General features: G+C 69.9%; 28 protein-coding genes. 18 read left to right on the top strand and 10 right to left on the bottom strand.

Features of this window, described 5'->3' with window-relative positions; all coding sequences use genetic code 11:
* The 15 genes from B9S61_RS38515 (at position 1) to B9S61_RS38445 (ending at position 12,471) form a co-directional block, all read left to right on the top strand.
* Entirely contained in the window at positions 1–327 is a 327-nt protein-coding gene (locus tag B9S61_RS38515; RefSeq protein ID WP_006378932.1) for a DUF742 domain-containing protein, read from the top strand.
* Entirely contained in the window at positions 308–907 is a 600-nt protein-coding gene (locus tag B9S61_RS38510) for an ATP/GTP-binding protein (RefSeq protein WP_103546309.1), read from the top strand. Before B9S61_RS38515 ends, B9S61_RS38510 begins: the two co-directional genes overlap by 20 nt.
* Positions 904–2,154 (top strand): cytochrome P450, encoded by a 1,251-nt coding sequence (locus B9S61_RS38505; RefSeq protein WP_006379265.1) that lies wholly within the window; start codon positions 904–906, stop codon positions 2,152–2,154. The genes B9S61_RS38510 and B9S61_RS38505 overlap by 4 nt, the downstream gene beginning before the upstream one ends.
* On the top strand, positions 2,151–3,386 hold the full coding sequence (locus B9S61_RS38500; RefSeq protein WP_006378757.1) for a cytochrome P450: 1,236 nt from the start codon (positions 2,151–2,153) through the stop codon (positions 3,384–3,386). The genes B9S61_RS38505 and B9S61_RS38500 overlap by 4 nt, the downstream gene beginning before the upstream one ends.
* A gap of 105 nt (positions 3,387–3,491) precedes the next feature.
* Complete coding sequence (locus B9S61_RS38495; protein ID WP_006378671.1) at positions 3,492–3,983, top strand: LuxR C-terminal-related transcriptional regulator; 492 nt, start codon at positions 3,492–3,494, stop codon at positions 3,981–3,983.
* A gap of 77 nt (positions 3,984–4,060) precedes the next feature.
* Positions 4,061–4,618, top strand: coding sequence for a hypothetical protein (locus B9S61_RS38490; protein WP_234372661.1), 558 nt, complete (start codon positions 4,061–4,063; stop codon positions 4,616–4,618).
* Between the two features lie 95 nt (positions 4,619–4,713).
* On the top strand, positions 4,714–5,169 hold the full coding sequence (locus B9S61_RS38485; RefSeq protein WP_103546308.1) for a hypothetical protein: 456 nt from the start codon (positions 4,714–4,716) through the stop codon (positions 5,167–5,169).
* A 152-nt stretch (positions 5,170–5,321) separates the two neighbouring features.
* The gene (locus tag B9S61_RS38480) at positions 5,322–5,846 is read left to right on the top strand and encodes a hypothetical protein (RefSeq protein WP_229878000.1); all 525 of its coding nucleotides are present in this window, start codon (positions 5,322–5,324) and stop codon (positions 5,844–5,846) included.
* A gap of 328 nt (positions 5,847–6,174) precedes the next feature.
* Complete coding sequence (locus B9S61_RS38475) at positions 6,175–6,792, top strand: DUF6624 domain-containing protein (protein WP_103546307.1); 618 nt, start codon at positions 6,175–6,177, stop codon at positions 6,790–6,792.
* Positions 6,789–7,718, top strand: coding sequence for an endonuclease/exonuclease/phosphatase family protein (locus B9S61_RS38470; protein WP_103546306.1), 930 nt, complete (start codon positions 6,789–6,791; stop codon positions 7,716–7,718). Before B9S61_RS38475 ends, B9S61_RS38470 begins: the two co-directional genes overlap by 4 nt.
* Complete coding sequence (locus B9S61_RS38465) at positions 7,715–8,551, top strand: endonuclease/exonuclease/phosphatase family protein (RefSeq protein ID WP_103546305.1); 837 nt, start codon at positions 7,715–7,717, stop codon at positions 8,549–8,551. Before B9S61_RS38470 ends, B9S61_RS38465 begins: the two co-directional genes overlap by 4 nt.
* A 54-nt stretch (positions 8,552–8,605) precedes the next feature.
* Entirely contained in the window at positions 8,606–9,499 is an 894-nt protein-coding gene (locus B9S61_RS38460) for an endonuclease/exonuclease/phosphatase family protein (RefSeq protein ID WP_103546304.1), read from the top strand.
* A gap of 26 nt (positions 9,500–9,525) precedes the next feature.
* Positions 9,526–10,422, top strand: coding sequence for a hypothetical protein (locus B9S61_RS38455; RefSeq protein ID WP_024127146.1), 897 nt, complete (start codon positions 9,526–9,528; stop codon positions 10,420–10,422).
* A gap of 32 nt (positions 10,423–10,454) precedes the next feature.
* Positions 10,455–11,021, top strand: a complete 567-nt coding sequence (locus B9S61_RS38450; protein WP_181007733.1) for a DUF6302 family protein — start codon at positions 10,455–10,457, stop codon at positions 11,019–11,021.
* A gap of 130 nt (positions 11,022–11,151) precedes the next feature.
* Positions 11,152–12,471, top strand: coding sequence for a hypothetical protein (locus B9S61_RS38445; protein WP_006379171.1), 1,320 nt, complete (start codon positions 11,152–11,154; stop codon positions 12,469–12,471).
* An 82-nt stretch (positions 12,472–12,553) separates the two neighbouring features.
* Here B9S61_RS38445 and B9S61_RS38440 read toward each other — a convergent pair whose 3' ends face one another.
* From B9S61_RS38440 to B9S61_RS38395, 10 genes are all read right to left on the bottom strand, one after another.
* Positions 12,554–13,516 (bottom strand): class I SAM-dependent methyltransferase, encoded by a 963-nt coding sequence (locus tag B9S61_RS38440; protein ID WP_258040108.1) that lies wholly within the window; start codon positions 13,514–13,516, stop codon positions 12,554–12,556.
* Positions 13,517–13,751: 235 nt separating this feature from the next.
* The gene (locus tag B9S61_RS38435; RefSeq protein WP_103546302.1) at positions 13,752–14,324 is read right to left on the bottom strand and encodes a nitroreductase; all 573 of its coding nucleotides are present in this window, start codon (positions 14,322–14,324) and stop codon (positions 13,752–13,754) included.
* The gene (locus tag B9S61_RS38430; protein ID WP_103546301.1) at positions 14,321–15,595 is read right to left on the bottom strand and encodes a cation:proton antiporter; all 1,275 of its coding nucleotides are present in this window, start codon (positions 15,593–15,595) and stop codon (positions 14,321–14,323) included. The genes B9S61_RS38435 and B9S61_RS38430 overlap by 4 nt, the downstream gene beginning before the upstream one ends.
* 74 nt (positions 15,596–15,669) lie before the next feature.
* Entirely contained in the window at positions 15,670–16,536 is an 867-nt protein-coding gene (locus tag B9S61_RS38425) for a dimethylarginine dimethylaminohydrolase family protein (RefSeq protein WP_006378929.1), read from the bottom strand.
* A 129-nt stretch (positions 16,537–16,665) separates the two neighbouring features.
* A complete protein-coding gene (locus B9S61_RS38420) occupies positions 16,666–17,100 on the bottom strand; it encodes a GFA family protein (protein ID WP_006378701.1) in 435 nt (144 codons plus the stop codon).
* Positions 17,100–17,930: a DUF3865 domain-containing protein gene (locus B9S61_RS38415; RefSeq protein WP_103546300.1), complete on the bottom strand. Its 831-nt coding sequence runs from the start codon at positions 17,928–17,930 to the stop codon at positions 17,100–17,102. Before B9S61_RS38415 ends, B9S61_RS38420 begins: the two co-directional genes overlap by 1 nt.
* Positions 17,927–19,249 (bottom strand): JmjC domain-containing protein, encoded by a 1,323-nt coding sequence (locus B9S61_RS38410; RefSeq protein ID WP_006378816.1) that lies wholly within the window; start codon positions 19,247–19,249, stop codon positions 17,927–17,929. The genes B9S61_RS38415 and B9S61_RS38410 overlap by 4 nt, the downstream gene beginning before the upstream one ends.
* 61 nt (positions 19,250–19,310) lie before the next feature.
* Positions 19,311–20,456: an inosamine-phosphate amidinotransferase 1 gene (locus tag B9S61_RS38405; protein ID WP_103546299.1), complete on the bottom strand. Its 1,146-nt coding sequence runs from the start codon at positions 20,454–20,456 to the stop codon at positions 19,311–19,313.
* A 113-nt stretch (positions 20,457–20,569) separates the two neighbouring features.
* Complete coding sequence (locus B9S61_RS38400) at positions 20,570–21,610, bottom strand: fatty acid desaturase (RefSeq protein ID WP_006378956.1); 1,041 nt, start codon at positions 21,608–21,610, stop codon at positions 20,570–20,572.
* A gap of 131 nt (positions 21,611–21,741) precedes the next feature.
* Positions 21,742–22,086: a hypothetical protein gene (locus B9S61_RS38395; RefSeq protein WP_103546298.1), complete on the bottom strand. Its 345-nt coding sequence runs from the start codon at positions 22,084–22,086 to the stop codon at positions 21,742–21,744.
* Positions 22,087–22,590: 504 nt separating this feature from the next.
* On the opposite strand from B9S61_RS38395, the gene B9S61_RS38390 reads away from it, so the two are divergent.
* The 3 genes from B9S61_RS38390 to B9S61_RS38380 are packed head-to-tail and all read left to right on the top strand — an operon-like array spanning position 22,591 to position 25,557.
* Complete coding sequence (locus tag B9S61_RS38390; protein WP_006379091.1) at positions 22,591–23,469, top strand: amino acid--tRNA ligase-related protein; 879 nt, start codon at positions 22,591–22,593, stop codon at positions 23,467–23,469.
* Positions 23,470–23,495: 26 nt separating this feature from the next.
* Positions 23,496–24,368 (top strand): TauD/TfdA family dioxygenase, encoded by an 873-nt coding sequence (locus B9S61_RS38385; protein ID WP_006378998.1) that lies wholly within the window; start codon positions 23,496–23,498, stop codon positions 24,366–24,368.
* A 52-nt stretch (positions 24,369–24,420) separates the two neighbouring features.
* The gene (locus B9S61_RS38380) at positions 24,421–25,557 is read left to right on the top strand and encodes a hypothetical protein (RefSeq protein ID WP_103546297.1); all 1,137 of its coding nucleotides are present in this window, start codon (positions 24,421–24,423) and stop codon (positions 25,555–25,557) included.
* Positions 25,558–25,601: the final 44 nt, after the last annotated feature.

Here is a 25,601-nt window from a genome sequence, read left to right as displayed (position 1 = left end):
ATGGTGCGGCCCTACACCCCGACCGGGGGAAGGGCCGCGCCCACCCGCCGCACCCTGGACCTGGCCACTCTGCTGATCGCCGACCCGGACAAGCCGCTGCACGGCCTGGACGCCCACTCCCGCCGGCTGATGCAGCACTGCCTGCCCGGAGTGCTGTCGCTGGCCGAGGTCAGCGCCGACCTGCAACTCCCGGCCGCTGTGACGAAGGTGCTGGTCTCCTCCCTCGTCGACAGCAGCCACCTCGTCAGCCGTGACCCCGTACCCGCCGCTCAGCAGCACGACAGACAGCTGCTGGAGAGGATCCGCGATGCGCTCATCAACCTCTGAGGGCAACTACCTGGCGCCCGGTGTCAGCCACTCGGTGAAGATCGTCGTGCTCGGCCCCTTCGCCGTCGGCAAGACCACGTTCGTCGGTGCGGTCTCCGAGATCAGGCCCACGTCAACCGAGGAACGGATGACGAAGGCCGGCGAGATCGTCGACACACTGCGGGGGTTGTCGGACAAGAACACCACCACGGTCGCGCTCGACTTCGGCCGCCTGACCCTGACCGACGACATCGTGCTCTACATGTTCGGCGGCCCCGGTCAGCCGCGGTTCGACTACATGATCGACGAGCTGATGCAGGGCGCCCTCGGCGGCGTCGTCCTGGTCGACACGGCGCGTATCACCGAGTCCTGGGACGCCATGGGGCGCATGGAAGAAGCCGATCTGCCCTACGTGGTCGCGGTCAACACCTTCGCGGCCTCCCCCCGCTACAGCGAATCCGAACTGCGCAAGGCCCTGGACCTCCACCCGTCCACGCCCCTCGTCGAGTGCGACGTACGGGAAAAGAGCTCGGCGAAGTCTCCGCTGATAGCACTCGTCTCCCACCTGCTGTCCCGTCCCAGCCTGGAGCCCGCCTCATGACCACGCCGCCCCCGCTCTCCGCGAGCGGCTGCCCCATGCTGCACGGGGCCGCTTTCGCCGCCCATCCCCAAGCCACCTACGACCAACTGCGCAGCCAGGGACCCGTCGGCTGGGCCGAAATCGCCCCCACCGTCCACGCCCTGGTCGTCACACAGCACCGTGCCGCCGTCACCCTCCTGAACGACACGCGCACGTACTCCAAGGACTCTCGCCGCTGGGCAGCCCTGGCCAACGGCGAAGTTCCGGGCGACAGCCCCGTGCTGGGCATGATGGCCTGGCGTCCCTCGGTCCTCTACACCGACGACCAGGAGCACGCCCGCCTGCGCTGGGCGATGGACGACTGCATCGCCCGCATCAGCCCCCACTGGCTCAGGGAGATCACTCAACGCAGCGCCCTGACGCTGATCGCCCGGATCATCGGGGACGGCCAGGCCGACATCATGAGCGACTTCGCCGACATCCTCCCCATGCTGGTGTTCGCCGAACTCCTCGGATGCCCGCCCGAGAAGTCCACCCGCATGGTGCGCGCGTGCCAGGACCTCATCAGCGCCGGCCCCGAAGCGGCCCAGGGCGCAGCCGACTTCGCAGGACTCCTGTACGAGCTCATCCAGATTCGCCGCGCCCAGCCCGGCCAGGACCTCACCTCCTGGATGATCAACCACGCCGCCGCCCTGACGGACGAGGAAGCACTCAACCAGCTGTTCTGCGCCGTCGGCGCCGGCATCATCCCCGCCGCCGCGTGCACCGCCTGGACCCTTCACCTGCTCCTGCGCGACGACGACTACGCCGGCAACCTCGCCGCCGGAACTCTCACCGTGCGCCGCGCCCTGGAGAAGGCACTGTGGCAGCGCCCGCCGATGGCGAACTTCTCCGTCCACTTCGCCCGCCACGACACCTACCTCCACGGGGCGTACGTGCCAGCGGGGTCTCCGGTTCTCATCTCCCACGCGGCAGCGAACACCGACCCGGCGCTCCCCGACGGCCTCGGGTACGACAACCGCAGCCACCTCGCCTGGTCGGCGGGCCCGCACCGCTGCCCCGCGATCTCCCAGGCGACCACGATTGTCCAGACCGGTGTCGAGACCGTTCTGGACCAGCTCTGGGACATGGAGCTGATCTCCACCGACCCGGAACCCCTTCTGCGGCACGGCCCTTTCCACCAGTGCCCGCAGACGATGCCCGTCAGGTTCCGGCCCAAGTCGCAAGACCGTCTTCCCACCGCCGCTCTCGCAGGAGGTTCCTCGTGACCAGCACCCCCGCCCGGACCGCGACCGTGACACTCGACAGCAGCGGCGGCCGCCGTCTGTTCGCCCAGGCCGACGAGCTTCGGGCGGCCGGCCCGGCCGTCCGGGTCCGTATGCCGGAAGATGTCCCCGCCTGGTCGGTCACCCGCGGAGACGTCGCCAAGCGGCTCCTGACCCATCCCGATGTCTCCAAGGACGCCCGCAAGTCCTGGCCCTCCCACACCCCGGGTTCCATACCGTGGCTCTACGCCTGGGTCGACGTGGTCAGCATGTTCACCGCCGACGGCGACGACCACAAACGCCTGCGCCAACTGGTCAGCCGCGCCTTCACCCCCGGGCGGGTCGAAGCGATGCGCCCGGTCCTCCAGGCCATCGTCACCGACCTCCTCGACACCCTGGCCCACCAGGACCAGACCGCGCCCGTCGATCTGCGCACCCACTTCTCCTACCGGGTGCCCACGCGCCTGATCTGCGACCTCTTCGGAGTTCCCGCCGATCAGCGCCCCGAGATGCTCCGCGTCATCGACTCCGTCCTCGCCACCGACGTCACTGCGGAGCAGGCCGAAGCGACCAAGCACGACCTCTACCAGGCCATGCAGACACTCATCGACGTCAAACGGGCCACCCCCGGCGAGGACATGACCAGCCTGCTGCTGGCCGCCCATGAGGAAGACGGTGACCGGCTCAGCCACATCGAGCTGATCTCGACCCTGATCCTGATGATCGGGGCGGGCAGCGAGACCGCCGTCGCCCTCATCAACGCCGCCGTACGCGAGCTCCTCAACCACCCGGACCAGCTGGCGACCGTTCTGGCCGACCCCCGGCGCTGGCGCGACGTCATCGAGGAAGCCCTCCGCCTCCACCCGCCGATCATGCACCTGCCCCTGCGCTACGCCACCAAGGACATCGACCTCGGCGAGGGCGTCATCATCAAGGAAGGCGACGCCATCCTGATCGGCTTCGGCGCCCACGGCCGCGACCCGGGCGTCCACGACGATCCCGAGGCCTTCCGCATCGACCGGGACGACAAGGACCACATGGCCTTCGGCCACGGCATCCACTACTGCCTGGGTGCCCCGCTGGCCAAGCTCGAAGCCGAAGTAGCGCTCCCGGCCCTGTTCGAGCGGTTCCCCCAGATCGCCCTGGCCTGCAAGGTCGAGGACCTCGAGCCGCAGCGCTCCTTCATCGGCACCGACGTCACCGCGCTGCCCGTCGTGCTGCACGCCTCGGCGTAGAAGCGGCGCCGCTACCGCGTCGGCGGAGACAGTGCTTGCCGTCCCCGCCGGCGCACCTCCACCACCCCGCGTTCGTCACACAACATCGCCGACCCAGGACTCCACATGACCACCGCCCTGCCCGCCACGACCCTCACTGCTGACCAGCGGCGCGTCGCCGCGCGACTCGTCTACGGCGTGTCCAACAAGGCGATCGCCAGCCAGGTCTGCCTGTCCGTGGATGGCGTGGCCAGCCACCTCGGTGCGGCCCGCAAGAAGATGGGCTGCCCGGGATCTTCGCGCGCCGTCCTCGTCCACACCCTTCTCGCCGCCCGGGAGGTTCCCCCACCGGCCAGCAGCGGGACGGTTCCGGCGTTCACCAAGCACGAAGTGACGGTCATACGGGCCATCGCCAAGCACACCCTCAACGCCGACATCGGGAATGCCATCGGTGTGCCGGCCGACGACGTGCGCGCCGAAATCGACGCCACCGTGGACAAAGGGAACGCCCGCAACGCAACCCACCTGGTCGGGCTGGCACACACGTGGGGCATTCTCGGCACCTCGGACACTCAGCCCGAGACCGAAGCAACGGCTACGGCGGAGCCCGCCCGATGAGCGCCCAGGGCAGCTTCCATGACGGCGACCGGCGACAATCTCCGACGGGCCGTAGGCCCACGGCGCCCGTATACGAGGTGCTGCCGATCAACACCGACGCCGCTCGCGCTGAAGCCGCGGCCCTGGCCACAGACCGCGCCCACCTGCTCGCTGGACAGGGCATAACCGTCTCCGCCGATCGCGCCAATGCCCTTCTCCGGGAAGCCGGCGCCCTTGGGTTCTACGAGGGCGGCATCCTCGTCGGCGCTCTTGTCCTGCACAGAGATCCGGAGATGCGGCACTGGGGCGCCGACGGCCGCGATCCGGGACTTCTGGTCTCCCTTGACCCGGTGACGGCCGGGTCGAGCCAGGTCGGACGGATGATGACCCTGTGGCTTGCCGATTACGCGGCCAACAGCCGGCTGATGTGGATCTGGTGCGATGTTCCGTGCCAGCCCGGAGCCGCCGATGAGGCAGCCCAGTGGTTACTGAAGTACCTGTGCGACCTCGGGTGGGAGACCCGATCGCCGACCAGTCGGAGTCCGACCGGTGAACGCGTCGTCCGTCTGCGGCTGCGCGCCCACGCCAGACCCGCGCTGACAGAGGCGATCTCCGATCCGCACGCAGTCGGGCCCCCGGCGGTGAAGGCGCTATGACGGCGCTTCACCTCGTCCGCCCAAACCCGCTCCGAGAACCTCCACGCGCTGTCGCTGCTGCGCTCCTGCAGCCCCGATCCCACAAGGACACATTGATGCGCTTGACGTCCTCCCCGTACGAATCCCCGTCCCTCACCTTGCCGCCGTGGGTACCGCCGCCTGGCGGCCTACGTACCTGGGGGTGCGGCGAGCACTTCGACGCCGTACGGCTCCCGGCAACCCTCGCACCTCCGCTGATCGCCTTACTACAGGCCGCCGGTGGGCACGGGCCGGTGCTCGCCGACCCCTACAGCGGCAGCTGGCACATCCTCCTCGACCCCGACACCGTCCGCCCCGGGCCGTGGGCCCGTCACGGGGTACGCCTTCTGCGGCCCGGCACCCGCCTCACGATCCCCGCCGCACAAGTCACCGCCGGCACCGACCTGCACTGGCACACCCCGCCCGGCGCCGGCTACACCCACGCCGAGCTGCTCAACGGCGCGCTCACCGCTGCGTCCGGCCTCACCAGCACCCCGCGCCGCGCCGCCCCGCGCCCCAGGGCCAGCCGGTGACCAACAACGCCTCCATAGGCGCACCCGGCACCCTCCTCGGGCCTGCGCCAAGCCCTCATTCCGCCGGAAGCTCCGTGCACCCCACCACACCTCCGTACCTGATCCGTCACCTGGACGGACGTACCGAATACGAAGTGCTCAGCGCCCAGGTCATGACTTGGCGCCGAGAGCGCGAGCTGCCCGCGGAGAGCGCCCGGCCGATACTCGATTCCTTGCGCGACGAGCGCGAGATGGCCGTCCTTGTAGACACCGACGACAACGCCTTCGTCGCCTGCCTCCAACTCGATCGGACCGCTCTGGCCGCGCCGCCGTGGACGGACTCCGACACCGCTCAGCCGACACTGGCGTTGTCCTGCGCCGCTGCCGCCCCAGGCGTCGGCTACAGGATCGGCTGGCTCCTGACGATCTGGGCCCGCCATTACGCCGCCCTGTGTGACTACACCCGGGTGGCGTGCACCGTCCCCCTTCGCCACCACCGTGACTCCGCCGGCGAGCGCCTCATCGGTCATCTGGTGGACGAGTGCGGGTGGAACCGTCACCGGTCGGCGGGCCCGCCCGACGGACTGGTCGTCCTGCTGACCGCAGATGCGTGCCGCGCGGACAGTCTCGACGCCTTCATCACCACGGAGATCCCCGTACTGCCCGCAGTGTCCGCGGAGAAGGAGCCCGCTTCATGAGCAAGGTGACCCTGCCGGACAGGCCGAAAGACGGTCGGGCACTGCGGCGGCACGGCGCGGCCGTCCACTCCAGAGGGGGCGGTGCCGTGAAGACCCGGTTCTCCCTGAGCGGTGACCTCTGGCTACGGGTGTCGCTGCAGCTGACACGTCTTCTGCTCACGGTCCGCGTGCCGCCCCCGGGCTTCCGCGACATAGGGCCCTTCGCCAGCTTCAACACCCCCTCATCCCCCACCATGGCTCCGCTTGCGCGGGCTCAGTGCCGCCACGGGCAGACTGGCAACACAAAGCGCGGCCGTTGGTCGGCAGGACCCTCCAGGCCGGTGACACCGTGAGCGAGCCGTACGAGTCGAGCCCGAGTCACGCCGCGTTCGCTGCCGAACTGCTGAGCCGCGTGGAAATCACCAGAGAGCAGTGGCGCACGCCCGGGCCGGAACGCGTCCGCATGGCAGCAGATGCCCTCACGGCCACCCAGAAGGCGCAGCAGGACAACGCCGTGGCGCTGCACCGCATCGTGGAGAGCCTCAGGCAGTGGCCGGGGCGCCGGACGGTGGGCCAGAACGCGTGCCAGGCGGCCGTGAGTATCGCGGTCCACTGCGACCACGATCCGGCTTTTCAGCAGAGGCTTCTGCGACTGCTCCAAGTGGCCGTAACAGCGGGTGAAGCCACTCGTGCCCAGCTGGCTCACCTGCACGACCGCTGCCTCGTCAACGCCAGGCAGCCCCAGCTGTACGGCACCCAGCACTGGTACCGCTCTGATGGGCAGCTCCAGCCGCACCCGATCGCCGACCTCGCGCAGCTCGACACCCGAAGGGCCGGCGCTGACCTGCCTCCCTACGCCGAGCAGGCCCGGCACCTCCGCGAGCGCCACGGGCCGCTCGGCTCCTTATCGACCTCCGCTACAGCGGACCCGATCCCCTTCTCCTTGCCCGAGAGGTGCGCGGCATGAACGAATCGATCACCGTTCTGAACTGGAATCTGGAGAAGGGCATCAACCTGGAGGCGGGCGCCCGCTGGGTCCAGGAGCAGCGCCCTGACATCTTCTTCCAGCAGGAAGTCCAACCGGACCAGCTCGCCCGGGTGTCGGAACTCCTGGACATGGACGGCCATATCGCTGTCCCGCGACCCGGCAGCTCCAACGACAACGCGATCTTCGTCCGCCGCGATGGACCGCTGGTGTGCACGGAGGAATACCCGCAGGCATGGGCACCCTGGCACGCGCCGGCGAACCTCGCCGTCCGCCTCCGCGACGCTGACGGCACCCTCAGCCCCCGGCAGATCAGCGCCGTCAGCATGCACACCTGCTACTGGTCGCCCGAGCACCGCCTGACCGAGTCCCGCTGGTGCACCACTCTCGCCAAACCCGGCTGGCTGGCCATGATCTTCGGCGACTGGAACAGCTATCGCGTCGGCACGGACATCCGCTGGGACGACTACACCGACCACGCCTTCGTCGCCAACCGCACCTACGACTGCGCCGGCCGGCGGCACACAGACGTGCGCCCCGACCGTGAACTGCTGGCGGCCGGCTACGTCGAGATGGCACGCCACGCCGCCGAGCACCTCGATCAGCCCGAAGCTCTGGCCCCCAGCTCCGGCTACCGCGACCACCCCGGCCGACCGAAAGGCCCCAGGTACTGCATCGACCGCGGATACCTCAGCGCGGAACTCGCCCCAGCCCTGACCAGCTTCACCGTCTGCGACAGCCCTGAATTGCGCCGGCTGTCCGACCACCTGCCTCTGCGTGCCGAGTTCGACTTCGCGCAGATGCGCACCATCCTGCACCGGTCTGCAGCGATGTATCAGCCGCACGACAACCGGCACGCCGCGTCGGTCCGCGGCCGCCACCCGGCGGCTGCCGGCGGTGCGGCATGACCATCACCGTGCGGCTGGGTACGTACAACCTGCTCAACGGCGGCGGTGAACGCTGGCGCGCCCAGGCGGAGTTCCTGCGGGCGCAGAACCTGGACGTCCTGTGCCTGCAGGAGGCGAAGAGGTGGGACGAGGGCGGCTACGCCCGCATGCTCGGCTTCGCCGAACTTCTTGGAATGCAGGCGCAGTTCGCCCCGTCGAATAGCCACAACTGCCACCTGGTCACGCTCTACCGGTGGCCCCGCGTGCGGTGCACGGCGTTCCACCTCGATGTCGCAGAAGGCACCTTCCACCACGTCGTCTCGCGGGCCCACCTCACCGTGGATGGCCGCGAACTCACCGTACTCAACACTCACCTGGCGCCCTTCAGCGGCAGCAGCCGCTCCCGCGAAGCCGACTGGCTGACCGAGTACGGCGCCGCCGGCCGGCGCGTCGTCCTGGCCGGAGACCTGAACGTCCAAGGTGTCGTCGACGAGGAGCTGGAGGACTGGGGAGTCATTCCGGCCGAACTGCACTCCCGCCACCGGTCGCAACTGGCCGACGGCAGCTACGGCGGCAGTGACCGCCTGGCGATGGCCAAGCTCGTGCACGCAGGCTTCATCGATCCTGTCGCGACGCTCGGCATCCCGGTGCCACGCACGGCCGGCTACTGGAGCGACGCCGAGCGGTGGGACCACCGCTCGGATCACATCCTCCTCGCGCCGGACCTCGCTCCCGCCCTCACCGGGTGCGAGGTCCCCGATACCGAGGAAGCCCGGGGCCTGAGCGACCACCTGCCGTTCATCGTCACGCTCGAACTGCCCCAGGCGGATGCAGCTCTCACCCCCGACCGGTGAACCGCGCCGCCGCGCCCGTCCACCGTCGAGACCGTCAGCAAGGAGAACCCACACGTGACCGATGAACTGCGCGTCGTCTGTTGGAACATCGAGTACAACGGCCGCGGCCCGAGCGGAGGCGACGACCACCGCGACCTGGCCCGCGACATCCTCGCCGACATCGAACCGCACATCGTGCTGCGCCAGGAGCTGACCGGCGCGTGGGACCGGGGGAAGGCCGACCTGTACGCCGAGGCCAACCGGCTCGGCGGCCTCACGCCGTTTATGGCCGCGCCACGCGAGGGGCGCAGCCGCAACCCCGTCGGCGTGATGGTCGATCCCGCCCTGTTCCTCGTCGACGGCGAGTTCGAGCACGACCTGGCGTGGAAGCCGATCTGCAATCCCCGTGTCCGCCTCAAGGGGTGTCCGAAGTCACTGGATCTGGCGTCGGCCCACCTGTGCCACTTCGACCCGGACATGCGCGCGACCGAGGCGAGGAGGCTCACCACGCTCGCCGACCACGGCCGGAGCGCCCTCGTCGGGATGGACGCCAACAGCTACCCGCACCAGACGGCACTGGAGTCCGTGGCGCTCCCGGACTGGGACAAAGTCGCGGACCGCGTCCACTACCAGCACCGCACCATCGAGCGTGACGGCCGCCGCGTCTCGGACACCCGGCCGGATGAGATCCTCTCCGGCGGCGATCCGGTCTTCACCGATCTCGGCCTGCACGCCGCCACCACCCTCGGCCGGCCCGGCGCGCTCGCGGCGACGGCGAGTCTGAAGCGCACCGACCAGGGGGCGGCTCAGCGCATCGACCGCATGTACGGCACCCCCGATCTCGCCCCGGCCCTCATCGGCTTCGACGTCCTGGCGACCGACGAGGTGCGGGAGGTGTCCGACCACGCCCTGCTCGTCGCGCGGTTCGACCTCAACGTCCTCCGCCAGGTCCTCACGCCTGCCCGCTGACACTTCTATCTCTGGGGGAAATCTCCATGCTCATCAACGCGGCGATCTGCAACTTCGAGAACAACGGCGGCGGCGACCGCGCACTGTGGCAGCGGATGCACGACAAGTTGGCGTCGCTCGACCTGCATCTGCTCCTGCGGCAGGAGGTGTGGAACGCGCAGGACGACGGCAACGCGCTCGCAGACGCGGCCGAAGCCGTGCTCGGCATGGCCGGACTGATCGGCCCCGAGTGCTGCACCGCCCTCTACCACGACACCAACCTCTTCACCCCCGTCGGCGAGTTCCCGAAGACCGGCCCCATGTGGGTGCTCCCGCCGACCGTGCGCAGCCTGCAGCTCGCTGGCACAGCCCCTGGCGCGGTCCCGTTGATCGTGGGCTCGTACCACCTCAACTACGGCTCCACCACCACGCGCCTGTCGGAGGCCGAGCGGCTGACCCAGTGGAACGACAGATGGGTCAAGGTCGACGGCCGGCGCGTCCACTACCCGGCGCTGCTCGGCGGCGACAACAACAGCTACCCCGTGCCCGGCACCCCGGGGGATCCGGCCCTGCCCGTCCTGGAGGAGATCCCCGACGAGCCCCACCGGGCGCACCGCTCCTACATCGGACTGGACAACGTGCGCCGGATGGACGACCGACCGGACGACACCCTGCGCACCGCCGGCCTCCAGGACGTCGCCCGCCACCTCGCCACCACCGCGGGCAACACCGCCGCAGTCGCGCCGACGGTCGACGCCTACGAAACGCACGGGCCGGACTCGCGCATCGACCGGATCTACGCCAGCAAGCAGCTCCTGCCTGCCGTGCGCGAGGTCGAGGTCATCAATATGAAGGGCTTATCCGACCACCACACGGTCGTGGTGCGCCTGGACCGGGACACCCTCACCAACATCCTCAACAACCCGATCAGCCGCACGGCATGACCGAAGGCCACGGCGGAAGGCACACGCTCCGCATGCCCCGCTCCCTGGTCGCGCGCATTGCCGCGCCGCTCTGCCGTCCCTCGCCCCAGGGGTGTGCCGAGGACTACACCTGGTTCCGGCAGCGCCTTGCCGAACCGGACCTCCTCGACTGCGCGGTCGGTGTGAAGGTGGACGGCGACGTGCTCCTCGCGGTGCCCGTCGGCGGCACCCGCAGGGGTGGCTACCTGTCCGTGGGCACCGTGACCGACGCCGTGCGTGTCTGGGCGGCCCTTCGGGGTCGACCTGGCTTTCCGCGTATCCGGCTCGGCCTGTCGGTCTACTTCGACACCTGTCACACCGTCGACTGGGGCCCTCGACAGCCCTGGGACGACGCAGAGCGCGGCAAGTACTTCGGGTACGCGCCGTCCGCCATCCACGCCTTTCTCCGTCACGTCTCGATATACGACCAGCATCCCGAGCCCGCAACGGGCGAGACGGACCCGATCGGTGGGCGGACCGGGCAGCAGGATCCGCTGCTGTCGGCGACCCGGGGCACCTGGCCGGCGATCCGCACTCCTTCACCTCTCGTCATCCGCCGTATCTCGAAGGACCAGCGATGACCGTCAGCCGGACAACGCTGGTCCTGGAGAGCTTCGGCCCACAGGCCCGCCGAAGCCGCAGCAAGCCGAGGCACCCGGGCGCTCGGGGCCCAGCCGTCGACGCTCCGGTTCTCTTCCTGTCCCCACCGGGATGGGCGGCGCGACGATGAGTCCGAGATCGGAGCGCAACGAGGTCTTACTCAAGCACCTTGAGATGCTGGACTGGTCGATGAGCGGCTTCGCCCGCCGGATCGGCGCACGGTGCGAAGCGATCCGTCTGCCCTATTCGGTGGTCACGAGCACCGTCTCGCGGTGGTGCAAGGGCGCGACGCCCGGCGACGACCTGGCAGCCGCCGCATGTTACGTGCTGTCGGCAGCGCTGAACCGGGTCGTGACGCCGGAGAGCTTGGGCTGGCCGTCTGACACCGGCCTGGTCGCGGCACAGTCGTTGGAGTACTTGGACGTCCCCCACGCCGTGCGCATGCTCTCCAAGCTGTGGGCCTTGGATGCCATGCGCAGGCGCAACGTGGTCAAGAGCGCGTTCTCTCCGAGCGTGTTCGGTCCTGCGTCGCGGGAGGCACTCGTGATGCCGGCGGACGCCGTTATCGGTGGCCAGGGACGGCACAAGGTCACGGCGGCGGACATCGACCTGCTTGACGAGCAGACCAGGTTGTACGGAAGGCTGGACTCGCAGCACGGCGGGGGCAAGTTCCGCGGGGTGTTCGCGTCGATGATGGACACGCACGCCACGCCGATGTTGAACGGGAGCTTCTCCGCGCGGACCGGGCGCCGGCTGTACGGCAGCGTGGTGGACGCGGTACTCGCGATGGCGTCGATGGCCTACGACGACCAGCTCCCCGGCCTGGCCCAGCGATACGACCTTCAGGCGATGCGGCTCGCCCAGGCGATCGGCGACCGCGCCCGCATCACCCGGGTCCACATCCACCAAGCCCGACTGGCTGCGACCCAGGGCGGGCGGGCCGACGTCCTCGCGCACGCCCGCAGTGCTGTCCTGGCGGCCGAGGGGACGCCTCCCCTCGTCAGGGCCTACGCGTGCGTGACCGAAGCGCGAGCATGGGCGCTGAACGAGCAGACGGACCATGTCGTGGCTGCGGTGAAGCGTGCCCGCGAGTTCTTCGCCCGCGCTCAGAGCAGCACCGGCCCGACCTGGCTGGAGTGGTTCGACCTGCGCGAGTTGGAGGGGCAGGCGGCATGGGCATTCGCCGTGGCAGGGCTGGCCGAACAGGGGGTACAGGCCCTGAAGGAGGCGTCGGCCCTTCCGTCGGACCGGACACGGGACACGGTTGAACTCCTGATCACCGAGGCCGAGCTGGCCCGGCTGCGCGGCGACTCGGCTGAGCACGCGACTGCCTCGAAGCGCGCCTCCCAGGCGTCCCAACACCTGATGAGCCGGCGGCTCTCCGAACGTCTCGACCACTTGAAGGCAGGCGAGCCGCTACGCGGCTTCTGACCTGTGCTGTACGCATCCGAGGCCAGAGGCCGCCACGTCGTGCTCTGACCCGGCTGCGAAACCCGCCTGCCCTGGGCGTCTGTCAGCTTGTCGGGAACAGGCTCCGGTAAATCCAGTGGGCCCTGAAGGGACCGCCGTGGTGCGGGGATTCCAGGGAGCCGTGGTGGCCTTCTCCATTCGGGGTGTGCAGTGCGGCACTGAGTTGATAGTCCGGATGAACCCCGTCGTCGCTGAGAGCGGCCGCGAAAGTGAGTTCCAGGACGTCTCCAGGAGCGACGGGCCTGGGGCTGTCGAAGAGCGGCAGGTAGATGGTGGCCCAGTTCGTCTTCATGTGCAGGGCATCCAGTGGCTCTTCGTCCGGCAGGCACCAGAGATTGAGCCATGTGAGCACGCCGTCCACGCGGCCGGGCCGCGTGATGACCAAGCGCGTTGTCCTGCGCTGCTCCGTCCGCAGATCGCCGTTGAAGTCGAGCACCTCGACGGGCACGCCTTCGGAGAGCAGCGCCCCGATAGAGGGGTTTTCGACCCTGAGCCGCACGTCGAAGGGCGTGCCGTGCCAGTCGAAGATGCTCCGTAGGTACGGAAGGGATGCCTCGGCGAACGCCACCGGCTGCTCGGGAAGCAGATCGGACAGGCAGGCTGCTGCGGCCAGGGTCTCCGCGCGGTGGGGCACCACGAGTCCCCCGGGCGCCAAGAGGCGGCTCCGGGCATCGGTCAGGACGGCCGCCGCGCCTTCGGCGCCCGCCAGGGAGCCGATGATCTCCGCGACGCAGACATCGGCTCTGGGCGCGAACTGGAGGTTGGTCGACTGGCCGTGCAGGAGCGTGATCCGGTCCTGTGGGTCGAAGGCCGACAGGTTTGCCGCCGCCTTGTGGAACGCGTCCTCAATGACCTCGATGGCCACAGCGTGCCGGGCGCCCGCCTGGACTCCTTCGCGCGCCCAGAGAAGGTCTTGTCCAGTCCCGATGTCCAATATGCGCCTGTTGGGGGCGAGGTGGGACAGTGCCGTGCGGAAGCGCTTGTTGCGTTCGTCGTCGGTGGTCATGGTCGTGTAGAGGAACGGGTCGTAGATGGGGTACTCCCCCACGCTCGGCCACAGGGCGGGACGTCCTTCCTGCTCGGGTTCGGGGTCCACGCTCACGCGTACGGGGCGCCCGTGTGTCTCGATTTGGTGGATGTTGTGCATGGTCGGCCTTTCACGGTGGTGCTCAGCAGGGTTCGGTCTGGCGCCCGCAGGAGCTGTCGGGCCTGGTCTGCGTGTCCGAGTGCTGGCGGGAGGCTCAGCCGCTCGCATCGTCGGGCCAGGTGATCTTGACCGTGGTGTCGAGCGGAGGCCGTTCAGCGGAAGTGCCGGGCGTACAGCGGGTGCCGACGTACAGCCAGCCCAGCAGCTGCTCCCCATCGGCGACGCCGAGGTACTTGCGGACCTGGGGGGCCTGGATTGCGGACCCGGTGCGCCAGATCGATGCCCAGCCGTGGCTGTGCAGGAGCAGCGACAGCATGGTGACCATGCCGGTGGTGGCGGCCAGCTGCTCCCAGTCGGGAACCTTCGGATGGTCGGGTACAGGGCAGTGCACGATCGGCAGGAGCAGCGGGGCGCGTAGAGGCTTCGCGGCGGCGCGCCGGGCCTGCTCCGGCGCGGCGGCTTCGCCGAGCACCTCACCGAGTCGGGCCCGCTCGTCGCCGGTCACCGCGATCAGCCGCCATGGGTGGAGTCGCCCGTGGTCGGGTGCGGTGGCCGCGGCCTGGACGAGGCGCTCCAGGTCGTGGCGGCCGGGCGCGGGCTCGGTCAAGCGGGGGGTACTGCGCCGACTGAGGACGGCTTCCAGAACCGGGTTCGGAGGCGGGGTCATCCCGTGGCCTCTCGGGCGGGGTCACGCTCGGATTCGGCGTGCGGGGCCGACGGGGTCATCCTCGGGTCGTCGCTGGCAACGCGCCTGAGTATCGGGGCGGTGGCTGCGGTGGTGATGACGGTCATGACCACCAGGAGGGTGAACAGGGGCTCGCTGATGACGCCGATCTGGATGCCGATGCCGAGCACGACGAGTTCGGTCAGGCCGCGGCAGTTCATGAGCGTGCCGACGGCGGCCGACCAGCGCCAGTCGAAGCCGGTGAGCCGCGCTGCGCCGGCAGCGCCGCCCCATTTGCCGATGACGGCGATGCCCAGGATCGCCGCTCCCCAGCCCCACTGTCCGGCCGGCAGTGTGGAGAGGTCGGTGTGCAGGCCGGTGTCGACGAAGAACAGCGGCAGCAAGAGGGGAAGGACGACAGCGCGGATGCGGGCGGCGCTGCGCTCGACGGCCCGGAGGCCCCGGGGCGCGCATGCGCCGAACAGGAAGGCGCCGAAGGCGGGGTGCACGCCGATCTGGTCGGTGGTGTAGGCGCTGAGGCACAGTCCGGCGAAAAGCAGGACCAGGACGAGGTCGTCGGAAGTGCGGCCGGCGCGTTCGAGCAGGGCGCGCAGTGCCGGGCGCAGGGCGGTGAGGCCGGCGGCGAAGGCAGCGGTCAGGGCGAGGGTGGTCAGGGCCGACAGGGCGGTGCCGGAGGTGGACAGGGCGACGACCGCGGTGAGCAGGCACCAGGCGAGAGCGTCGTCGGTGGCGGCGCAGGCCAGGGCGAAGGCACCCAGGGGCGTGGTCTCCATGCCTCTGTCAGCGAGGATCCGTGCGAGGACCGGGAAGGCCGTGATGCTCACGGCGACGGCGACGAACAGGGTGAACGGCAGCCGGCCGACCCCGTCGGGGGCGAAGTGCGGGTAGAGCGCCGCGGCCAGGCCGGCGCCGAGGGCCATGGGGAGCAGGACGCCGCTGAGGCTGACGGCGGCGACCGCGCCTCGGCTGGTGCCCAGGGTACGGAGGTCGAGTTCCAGTCCGATCAGGAAGAGGAACGTTAAAAGGCCCAGGTTGCCCAGGGCGGAGGTGATGGGCAGGACCGAGGGCGGCAAGAGATGGTGCTGGACGCTGGGGGCGAGCCAGCCGAGCAGCGAGGGTCCGAGCAGGATCCCGGCCAGGACTTCGCCGATGACCGGCGGCTGGCCGAATAGCCGTACGGCGCTCCCGCCTACCTGGCAGGCGAGGACCACGACCGGGACGGCGAGGAGCACGGGCAGCAGCGAATCGGACACGGCAGCTCCGGGAGTCGGGGCGGATGGCCGCGCGGCGGGACGGCAGGCGGGCGCCGGGCGGGGGATGGAGTGGATCAGGCGCGGGTCAGCGGCAAAGTGGTGCAGCGAAGCGAGCCGGGGATGCGGGTGACCTCGGAGTAGTCGACGGCCAGGACCTCGAGTCCGCGGCCGGCGAGCTGCGCGGCGATGCGGTCGCTGCCGACGGCGATGATCACGGTTCCCGGCGCGAGCGCCAGGACGTTGGCCTGCACTGCACGGGCTTCGTCGTCGTGGACGTCGATGAGGTCGAAGTGCTGCTCGAACCAGCGCAGTTCGGCGGGCGGGAAGACGGCGCGGTGGATGAGGGCGGTGTCGGGGGCGACGATGGTGAAGTGATCGTCCAGGTGGACGATGCCGTCGACGGCGAAGCGGACCGGGCGCACTTCGCGGGCGACGCCGTGGTGGGACAGAGCCTGTTGCAGCGCCGTGACGCCCTTGGGGGATGTCTCCTCACCGAGGCCGACCAGGACGGTGTCGGTGTGGAGGATGACGTCACCGCCCTCGATGGTGCCCTCGTCGAGATGAACGACGTGCGGGGCCTCGGTCATGAGCGCGGTGAGCGCGTCAGCCTCCGGGAGGCGGTGAACCGAGTTCAGGCGTGCCATGACCAGGACGTGGTCGATGACGAAGGCGATGTCGCGGGGGTAGTGCTGGACCGGGCAGCCCGGCGCCGCGTCGAGGAGGGTCACCTCCGTGCCGCGGCTGCGCAGCAGGTCGATCAGGGTGTCCTGCTGGGCGCGGACGGTGGCCGGGTCGTACGGCCTCCAGGAACTGGTGGTCTTCTGGCGGGCCAGGACGGGATGGACGTCGGGACCGTCGAGGTCGGGGGTGACATCGCCGGCGTAACGCAGAGCGACGTGGCGCAGGGCGCCGTACTCGCTGGTGGCGTGCGGGATGAGCACGATGAGCCCTCCTGGGTCTGGTGCTGGGCGGGTCGAACGGCGAGGCGGACGCGGCGCAGACGAGCCCAGGAGGGGCGGGGTCCGGGGGCCGGCAGGTCAGGCTGCCGGCCCCCGGAGGTCTCGCGGGTGTCAGCCGACGGGGCTCTTCTTCTGGGTGTCTGGGACCTGGGGCAGCCAGCGCACGTTGTTGTCGCGGAAGGACTGGTTGACGGGGACGAGGTCGGCTCCGCTGGTGTTGTCCAGGGCCGTGACGACGATGCCGAGCTCGGGGACGTCGCTGTCGATCGCCGCGAGGCGGCTGCCGCAGTCCGGGCAGAATCCGCGCTTGGCCTCGCCCGGGAACGTCTCGAACCAGGTCGGCTCGACCCCGTTGGTCCAGGTGACACCGTCCGGAGCGAAGCCGGCCCACCACATCATCGGCCCGCCTCCGAGCTTTTGGCAGTGCGGGCAGCTGCACGTGTGCGGGTAGACGGCCGGCCCCTTGACGGTGAAGCGGATCCGTCCGCACAGGCATCCGCCGGAGCGCTCCTGGGCTGCGGCGACGATGTCGGGGGTGGCGTTCATCAGTTCATCTCCGAGGCACGGTGGGCGAGTTGAGCCCACCAGTGTGTCATTCCCTCTGCGATCGTGAGGAAGCCGTCGAGGGCCTGGGGCAGGTCGATGTGGAAGAGTTCACTCTCTCTGATGAATCGCGCCAGACCTTCGATGTGGGCAGCCTCGACGCTCAGCCCGCCGACCTGGGCGGCCTCGTGTTCGTCGTCGAGGTGGAGCTCGTAGTAGTACTGCAGGGCCTTGAGCTCGCTGCCGCTGCCCTGACCGGTCAGCACGCCGTAGCGGTTGGTGATGTCGCGCAGGATCTCGGTCTCGGCGATCGCCACGGCCTCGGTCGCGTAGTAGGCGCCCGCGATGTGGCTGGGCATGTGCGAGCCGACCATCCACTGGTGGAGGTTGACCAGCGTCTCGGTCTCGCGGGCGGGCACGTGGCCGTTGACGAGGAGTCCGAGATCGGACAGGAGCGCGTTGGTGTAGAGGACGTAGTGCGCGGGGACCTTGCCGCGCTCGCCGCCCTCTTCCAGGTGGTTGCGGCGCAGCTCGTGCGCGAGTTCGGGGCAGAACCCCTCCACGCTGGTGGCGGCCGCCTTGAGGTACTGCGCGTTGTAGCGGGCGAAGACGCTCAGCTCTTCGATGTACATCCGGGCCTGGCGCTCGTTGAGGTCGGCCGCGCCGACCTTCTCGGCGATCTTCCCGTACGTCCAGTCGACCATCGGCGTCAGGTGCGCGGTGACCAGGGCGTTGCCGGAGGTGAACTTGCCCAGCAGGGTGCCGTTGACGGCGCTCTGCGTCTCGGGGTTGGCCTTGATGTACGCCTGGATGAGGCTGTTGTCGGGGGTCATTTCTTGGTGTCCTCCGTGTCGGCGGGGCGGGGCGACAGATGCAGGCCGCCGGTGGCTCCCAGGGCCCGGACGGCCGTGAGGAGTTCGGGGTTGTCAGGCAGAGCGATCGTGTCGCCGTCGTTGAGCGCGGCGACGGTGTCCCGGTCCAGGGCCGCGTCATCGAGGGCGATGCCCGTCTGATGGCCGCGCAGCAGGACCTGCCGGGTGTCGTCGCCGCTGTCGAGGGTGGTCACCTGGTAGGGGGCGATCAGGGTGATCTCGGCGCCGGGCGTCACCTGCTCGGGGTCGAAGGCGTCCGCGGCTTCCTGGCGGGCGAGGTCACCTTCGACGAGTTCCCAGCCGCCGTTGCTGAGCAGCGTGGCCCACCGCTGCTCGGCGTGCTGGCGGGCCTCGCCGCCGACGCGGTCGACGGCGAGGAGCAGCAGTTCGCGGCCGACGCCGGACAGCCGGTCGGCGACGGCGTCGAGCCCAACCGCCGTGTCCGCCATCGCGGAGGGCTCGTTGAGCGGGTCGTCGGGTCCCTCGCCGGCCAGCGCGGCGAGCACGTCCGGGATGATGCGGCTCTGCAGGATCTGCGCGTACGGGTAGGTGTAGAGCGGCATGGCCACCGAGACGGAGAAGGTGTCCTGGGTGCCGACGTGGAAGACCCGGCGGGGCAGGAACAGGGCGTCGCCCGGCTCCAGGAGGAAGTGCTCGGCCTCTTCCAGCAGCGCCTGGTAGTCGCCGAGGGTGGCCTTTTTGCCGCCAGTGAGCTTCTCGTACTGCTCGGCGGGCCAGCAGTAGAAGTTCTTGGCGTTGGGGCCGAGGTGGACGAGGAAGGCGTCCTCGTAGCCCTCGTGGATGCCGAACGCGGTCCCGCTGTAGTTGCCGGCGAAGGCGACCTGTTCGGCGCCGCCCAGGGGCAGGCCCCACCCGTCGATGACGCTCTTGAGGAAGGTGCCGAGGCCGGCGGCGAGGGCGGGGCTGATGGTCTCCAGGTTGTTGATGACCAGGGAGAACCGCTCGGCGGCGGCGACATCTTGCATCCACGGCACGAAGGCGTCCACGCCCTCGTCCCAGGAGGGGGCGGTCAGTGCTTGGGCCAGGAGGTCGTCGCGGCGGTCCTCGCCGACGTAGACGCGCGCGTGCGCCTTGATGTCGGCGCTGGCGGCGTGGGCCCGGCGGATGGCCTCGAATCCCGCCAGGACGTCGTCCGGTCCGGCTGCGGCCGCGGGGATGATGCCCTTGAACAGGTAGGGCGTGGTCCGTCCGGTGGTGTGCTCGGGGAAGGTGCCGGTCCAGAATGCCTGGTCGGGGGGCCAGGGGTAGGTGCTGTTCATCAAGGGTCTCCTGATGTTCGGGCGGCGCGGGGCAAGGGGCCCGGGTGGCCGGGCGGCGGGATCAGGTGAGGTAGTCCTCGGGGCCGCCGCGGCGGACGGTGTCGAGCGTGAAGCAGTGGAAACCGCCGCCGAACAGGCGCCGGTGGCGGTGGCGGACCGGGATCACGGTGAAGTCGCGGCGCTCCAGGACGGCGATCAGCTCCGGGTAGAGGGAGTTGACGACGACGGTGTTCTCGTCGACGGACAGCAGGTTGATGTCCATGTACCGGCTGCCGATGGGGATGACGAAGCCGAGGTCGCTGTAGTCCGGGAAGTTGCGGTCGTCGGTCTCGGGTGCGTAGATCACGTCCCAGGACTGCATGGCCTCGGGGAGAAACTTCAGGTACTCCGGTGAGCGCAGCAGCATCAGGCCGGGGCGCAGCGGGACCAGAACGCTGTCGATGTGGTTATCCGCCATGGCGTCCAGGCGGTGGAATCGCAGGTCGCGCAGGTTGTCCCGGAGCCAGCGCAGGGCGAGTTCGTGGTTGAGGTTGGCGACGTTGACCAGGACGTCGCGGCCCAGGCGCATGCACTGCGCGCCGTCGAAGACCATCTCCAGGCCCAGGCCCTCGATCGTGCCGGCCATCTCGCCTTCGGTGGCGCGGGCGACGTCCAAGCCCTGGCGGGTGAAGTAGCCGGTGTCGAGGGAGTCACGGGTCAGGGCGGGCCGGGGCATGCTCAGCCAGTTCCCACCCCCGGCCTGGTAGTAGCGGTAGAAGGCCGGCTTGAGCAGGTCGTTCTCGAAGATGCGGGCGCGGACGTGGGGCGCAGTCTCCACGATGGTGTTGCCCAGGACGATGCTCTGGTCGCGGACGTTGAGCGGCGGGGTGGCCCTCGCGTCCCAGTGCGGGGAGCGGATGTCGACGTCCTTGCCCGGGGCCGCGGGCCGCAGAACGTTCACCCCGCATCCGGTCAGGGCGTCGGCCAGGCCGGCGATGTCCTCGTTGAGCTCGTCAAGGAGTTGCGGGGGGATCGGCAGGAGTTCCTCCCCCGACGTGCTGGCATGCCCGTCGAGGGCGGGGGCGACGTTGTCGTAGAAGAACAGCCGCCACGAGGTGTCGGTGTGGTGGGCGTTGTAGTGATCAGCGCGGCCGAGGACCACTTCTTCAAGTCGGGTGAACTCGTCGAAGCTGTTCAGGGCCGGCGGGGCAGGGGCGGTCTGGGGCATGGCGGGCCGCCTCCTCGGCGGCGGGCGACGGCGCGCCCCTGCCTCCGGCGCGCGGGTGCGCGCTGGGAGGGGCGGTGCCGTACGGGGGTTCGGCGGGCGGGTTCAGGGTGCGGTCAGGCGGCCGAGGGGTGCCGGTGCGGGGTGCAGGCGGCGCTGGCGGTGGCGAGCCGGGCGATGATGTCCTCGATCACGCACGGCTGGTCGGGAGTGGAGCGCCGGCGGAAGAAGTAGCCGGAGCACCAGGGCACTTCCTCCCACCGCTGTAGACGCTCCGAGGTGAGGGCGCGGGCCTCGGGCAGGCGCCGCCAGGGGATCTGCGGACACCAGTGGTGGACGGGGTGGTACATGTCGTCGAGATGGCCGCCGAGCAGGTGCCGGGTGAGCCAGTGCGAGCTCCAGCCGCGGGTCTGCAGGAGGATGTCGTCGTTCTCGATCAGCCCGGCGTGGTTGCCCAGATCAGTGATCCACGTGACGACCGGCCGCACCAAGACGAGCGGGAGCAGCCAGTAGAGCAGGAGGTACGGCACGCCGCCCACGGGCCACAGTGCGGCGACGACGGCCGCCCAGATCAGGGCACGGGCGGCCAGCGCTCGCCACGCCTCCCCCGGCGCGCGGGTGACCAGGGTCAGCACGGCGGTCTTCGGCAGGCGCCACATGGCGTTGCGCACGATGACCCGCAGGACGAACGCGCGCCGGCTGGGCGCCCGGCCGGCGGCACGGATGTTGCCCGCGAGGTAGGACTGGAACATCGGATCGTCGTCGGAGCCGAGCTTGGCGTGGTGCACATAGTGGCTGCTGCGGTACGGCGCGAAGCCCTCACCGAGTAGCCCGGTCAGCAGGTATCCGATGACCCGGTTGCCGCGGCGGGTGGCCATGAGCTTGGAGTGCACGCACTCGTGCCCGAGGTTGGACAGGTGGCGCTGGCGCACGCCGATGTAGCAGACGGCGATCAGCGGGCCGACGACGTGGCCGACGAGATGCCCGGCGATCGCTGCGGCGGCGATCGCGACAAGGTCCCAGGCGACATCCCACAGACCGATCGTCGGGCGTCCGCAGAGCTTCTCCAGGTCGGTGATGAGCTGCTGGCCGAGGGCCTTACGCACGGGGCCGGAGGCTCCGGTGCCGTTGCGGGTCCTGCTGGCGGGGCTGCCCATCAGGTCCTCCAGTCGATGTGGCGGGGTGGGAATGTGCCGTGCTCCGGCGCGCCCGCGGCTGGGCAGCGCACTGGCGGGCGCACTGTTGGCGGGCGCGCCGGAGGACGACGGAAGGGTGGTTCAGCCGCGGATCAGGCGGCGGTGAGGGCGCTGTCCGGGCGCATGCCGGCCTTGAGGTCGGTGGCGTCGGGACGCATCCCGAGCTTCAGCTCCGGGGCGTCGGGGCGCATGCCGGTCTTGAGATCGGTGGCGTCGGGACGCATCCCGAGCTTGAGCTCCGGGGCGTCGGGGCGCATGCCGGTCTTGAGGTCGGTGGCGTCGGGACGCATCCCGAGCTTGAGGGCGCCCGCGTCGGGACGCATGCCGAGCTTCAGGTCGGTGGCGTCGGGACGCATGCCGAACTTCAGGTCCGGGGCGTCCGGGCGCATGCCGGCCTTCAGGCCGGTGTCCGGGGTCATTGCGGCGGTAGCGGTCATGGAGGTTCTCCCTCTTCGGTCGCGGGTGACCCCGCGAGTCCGTGTGATCGGCTGATGGAGCTGCCGGGCCGCGGTCGGGTGAGGTGCTGAACCGTCGGCTCGGACGTCATGGGCGCGAGCGCCCGCCGGTGGAAAGTCGCGCCGGAGCACGTCCGCTCCATCCGTGGATGAGCGTTGCGGTACGTGGTCGCGCTGGGCGCTTGGCCAGTCACGCTAGGGCTGCGCCGGAGGCAGCCGCAACGGCTATGGGCGTTGCGGCGGTTGCACGGGACCGTTGCGTGACCGTTGCGCGTCCATGCCACCTGAGCTGCGGAAACGCCGAAGTCTCGTCCTGGAACAGTGGCGGATCGGGGCCGTCGGGCGCTGCGATGCCAGCAGAAGGGCTTCTGCTGCGCGCGTCGCCGCGGCTAGCTTGTGGGACCGCCGAGGAGCCGTGCACGAGGACGCCGTGGCGACCGGATTCCCTCCATTTGCCGTTGAAAACAGAGGCCTTGAGGAGCACACGTGCTCAACCCCGTTGTGATGAAGTCCGACCTGCTGTTCAGCCTGCGTGACACGCTGCGCTCAGAGACGTTCGTCGAGGTGGTCACCCCTACGGTGCGCAGAGCCGACCTCGGCCCGGGACGTCGCGTGCCGGTCGATCTCGACGGGGGCCGCTTCCTGCGGGCGATGATCGGCCCGGCGCTGCGCGTGAACATGGAGCACCACCGGCGGGTCTTCGAAATCGGTCAGTGCTTCCGGCCCGAGAAGCCGGACGAGCTGCACGCGCCCGAGTTCCAGATGCTCGACCTCTACGCCGCCGACGAGAATTTCGAGTTCCTGTTCGCGCTGGCCGAGCGCCTGGTCGTCCCGCACATCCGTTACACCCCCGAGCGGGTCTCTGTCGCCGGCCACATCCATGACGTCTTCGGCATCGACCTGCGCCGCGAGCCCCTCGGCGATCTGCCCGCACAGATGGCCGCCCACCTGGACATGGGTACCGAGGTGCCGTTCAAGACGGTGCTCGGCCGGTTCGTGGAGCGCGAACTGGAGACCCAGAGCACGGGTGCCGCACTGTTCCTGACCGAGTACCCGATCGGCGGGGACGAGCCGTGCGCCCGTCTCACACCGGGCACGACCGCCGTCCTCAACCGTTTCGAGGTCCTGATCGACGGCCTCGAAGTCGTGCACGGCTACGAGGACGAGCCCGACCGGGCCGCGTTCGTCGAGCGGGCCCGTGCGGTGGACCTGTACGACGACGAGCAGGCCCTGGCGTGGAAGGCGATCGACGCCGGGCAAGCGCCGGCCCACAGCGTCGGGCTCGGCATCGGCATCGAGCGGCTGTGTATGGCCGCCTCCGGCATCAAGGACATCAGCGTCTTCCAGCAGTCGGCCCAGTTCTGACCGCCACCCTTCCGAAAGGAGCCGCGATGTCCTTGTCGCTGCGCCCGCTCGACGACAGCGGCTTCGGCGCCGTCGTCGACTGCAACCTCGCGACCGAAGCCGAAGGGCTCGCGCCCCAGCTGGCGCGAGCCCTGCACCAGCACAGGCTGCTGGTCGTGCCCCGCCAGCACCTGACCCACGCCGATCTCCTGACCGTCGCCTCCTGCTTCGGAACGGTGGACACGAGCATCGACCGCCGCTATGCCGTCGGCGGCTTTCCCGGGCTGACCGTCATCAGCAACATCGTCGAGGACGGCGAGTACGTCGGCATCTACGACGGGGACGACGAGGAGGAATGGCACGCCGACAACAGCTTCAAGCCACAGCTGACCGCCGTGACGCTGCTGTACTCGGTCATCACCCCCGAGGAAGGCGGCGAGACCCGCTTCGCCGACGCGACCCGCGCCTACACCGGCCTCCCCCCGGCGGCACGGCAGCGGATCGAGAAGATGCGCGCGGTGCACTCCATCCAGCAGCTCGGCGCGTTGCAGAGCCAGGCCAGCGGCGGGCAGTCGTCGGCCGCGGCCGGGAGCCTCGCCGGCCAGCCAGAGGTCGAGCACCCGCTCGTCCTGACCCATCCGGTCACCGGAGCCCGCTCACTGCTGCTCGGCTCCATGGTGATCCGCTGCGTCACCGGACTCTCCGATCAGGACAGCCGCGCCCTGATCGACGACCTGCTGGAGCACACGACCAGAGCGCCGTACCTCTACAGCCATCGCTGGAGTCAGGGCGACCTCGTCGTGTGGGACAACCTCGCCACCCTCCACACCGCATCCCCGTGCGACAGCTCCCGCCACCCCCGCCTGCTGTATCGCGCTGCCGTTCGACAGCATGCCGCTTCCCGTGGCTCCGAGGGATGACCGGCGGCGAGAACACGCTGTCTGCGCTCGTCGCCAGCCCTAGTGTTTGCCCATGACCGCGAAGGCCGTGAAGGTGCCCCTGAAGGAAACCGCCCTCAACCTCGAGCGCATCACCCAGATCGGACACCAAGTGCACGGCGTGTGCCCAGACTTCGACGCCGGCGCCTTCGTACAGGACGTGATGTCCGACCTACCCGCACTGGAGCTGAAAGACCGGATTTCTCGGACCAGCCAGGCACTGCACACCCACCTTCCGGTCACCGGCACCGAAGCCCTCGACGTCCTGCTGCGCTCGCTGCCGCCGACTCCCGAAGCCGCCGGCATCACAAACGACTTCGGGTGGCACACCTACTCCCCGCACTCCGACTTCGTCGCGCGCTACCTGCGCACCGGCGAGTACCTGGACCAAGCCCTCGACGCCCTCGCGCGCTTCACCCGGTACTTCTCGGCAGAGGTCGCCGTGCGGGACTTCCTCAACGACTTCCCCGACGAGACGATGAAGGCCGTTGACGCGTGGTCCCGCGACGAGGACCACCGGACCCGCCGGCTCGCGAGTGAAGCCACCCGCCCCCTCCTGCCCTGCGCGCCCCGCATCTCCCTGCCCGACGATGCGGCGCTCCCTGTGCTCGACCGGCTCTACGTCGATTCCAGCACCTACGTCCGTACCTCCGTCGCCAACCACCTCCACGACCTCGCCGGCACGCAGCCCGAACTCGTCCTGGCCACCCTCGGGCGGTGGAAGGACACCGCCAGCGCCACCGACCAGCACTTCGCCTTCATCGCCAGGACGGCCCTGCGGAGCAGGCTCAAGAAGGGCTCGCCGGACGCCTACGCCTTCCTCGGCTACCCGCACGACGCACCTCTCGAGCTGACACCCCTCGTCCTGGAACGTACCGAGTTGGCCGACGGCGACGTGCTGACCTTCTCCGCCGCCCTCACCGCCACCGTGGCCGTCCCGGTGGATGTCATGTTCGTGATTTCCTCCACCACCCCCACCGGCAAGCCGCGCGAGAAGGTCTACTTCCTCAACCGCAACACCGTCCAGCCCGGCCGGCCGCTCCTTCTGGCCAAGCCGCACAAGCTGCGTTCGACGGCCACAACGAAGATCACTCCCGGCCCGTACACCGTCGCGATCCAGGTCAACGGCCGCCGCTTTCCCGCCGCGCCGTTCACGGTCGTCGCGGCATGATCCGCGACCGGCCTTCTACCTGATCTGAGCGCTCTCCACCAGGG

Origin of the sequence: Streptomyces sp. SM1, assembly GCF_002910825.1 — a bacterium.
GTDB lineage: Bacteria > Actinomycetota > Actinomycetes > Streptomycetales > Streptomycetaceae > Streptomyces > Streptomyces okerensis.
This window is presented reverse-complemented; position numbering and strand designations above follow the sequence as displayed.

Excerpts from the sequence above, each read along its gene's own strand:
- B9S61_RS38445 (WP_006379171.1), top strand. The coding sequence starts at position 11,152 with ATGGGCGGCGCGACGATGAGTCCGAGATCGGAGCGCAACGAGGTCTTA.
- B9S61_RS38385 (WP_006378998.1), top strand. The coding sequence starts at position 23,496 with ATGTCCTTGTCGCTGCGCCCGCTCGACGACAGCGGCTTCGGCGCCGTC.
- B9S61_RS38465 (WP_103546305.1), top strand. The coding sequence starts at position 7,715 with ATGACCATCACCGTGCGGCTGGGTACGTACAACCTGCTCAACGGCGGC.
- B9S61_RS38405 (WP_103546299.1), bottom strand. The coding sequence starts at position 20,456 with ATGCCCCAGACCGCCCCTGCCCCGCCGGCCCTGAACAGCTTCGACGAG.
- B9S61_RS38455 (WP_024127146.1), top strand. The coding sequence starts at position 9,526 with ATGCTCATCAACGCGGCGATCTGCAACTTCGAGAACAACGGCGGCGGC.
- B9S61_RS38420 (WP_006378701.1), bottom strand. The coding sequence starts at position 17,100 with ATGAACGCCACCCCCGACATCGTCGCCGCAGCCCAGGAGCGCTCCGGC.
- B9S61_RS38510 (WP_103546309.1), top strand. The coding sequence starts at position 308 with ATGCGCTCATCAACCTCTGAGGGCAACTACCTGGCGCCCGGTGTCAGC.
- B9S61_RS38495 (WP_006378671.1), top strand. The coding sequence starts at position 3,492 with ATGACCACCGCCCTGCCCGCCACGACCCTCACTGCTGACCAGCGGCGC.
- B9S61_RS38400 (WP_006378956.1), bottom strand. The coding sequence starts at position 21,610 with ATGGGCAGCCCCGCCAGCAGGACCCGCAACGGCACCGGAGCCTCCGGC.
- B9S61_RS38395 (WP_103546298.1), bottom strand. The coding sequence starts at position 22,086 with ATGACCGCTACCGCCGCAATGACCCCGGACACCGGCCTGAAGGCCGGC.
- B9S61_RS38515 (WP_006378932.1), top strand. The coding sequence starts at position 1 with ATGGTGCGGCCCTACACCCCGACCGGGGGAAGGGCCGCGCCCACCCGC.
- B9S61_RS38450 (WP_181007733.1), top strand. The coding sequence starts at position 10,455 with ATGCCCCGCTCCCTGGTCGCGCGCATTGCCGCGCCGCTCTGCCGTCCC.
- B9S61_RS38505 (WP_006379265.1), top strand. The coding sequence starts at position 904 with ATGACCACGCCGCCCCCGCTCTCCGCGAGCGGCTGCCCCATGCTGCAC.
- B9S61_RS38480 (WP_229878000.1), top strand. The coding sequence starts at position 5,322 with ATGACTTGGCGCCGAGAGCGCGAGCTGCCCGCGGAGAGCGCCCGGCCG.
- B9S61_RS38410 (WP_006378816.1), bottom strand. The coding sequence starts at position 19,249 with ATGAACAGCACCTACCCCTGGCCCCCCGACCAGGCATTCTGGACCGGC.
- B9S61_RS38470 (WP_103546306.1), top strand. The coding sequence starts at position 6,789 with ATGAACGAATCGATCACCGTTCTGAACTGGAATCTGGAGAAGGGCATC.
- B9S61_RS38380 (WP_103546297.1), top strand. The coding sequence starts at position 24,421 with ATGACCGCGAAGGCCGTGAAGGTGCCCCTGAAGGAAACCGCCCTCAAC.
- B9S61_RS38435 (WP_103546302.1), bottom strand. The coding sequence starts at position 14,324 with ATGACCCCGCCTCCGAACCCGGTTCTGGAAGCCGTCCTCAGTCGGCGC.
- B9S61_RS38415 (WP_103546300.1), bottom strand. The coding sequence starts at position 17,930 with ATGACCCCCGACAACAGCCTCATCCAGGCGTACATCAAGGCCAACCCC.
- B9S61_RS38485 (WP_103546308.1), top strand. The coding sequence starts at position 4,714 with ATGCGCTTGACGTCCTCCCCGTACGAATCCCCGTCCCTCACCTTGCCG.
- B9S61_RS38440 (WP_258040108.1), bottom strand. The coding sequence starts at position 13,516 with ATGACCACCGACGACGAACGCAACAAGCGCTTCCGCACGGCACTGTCC.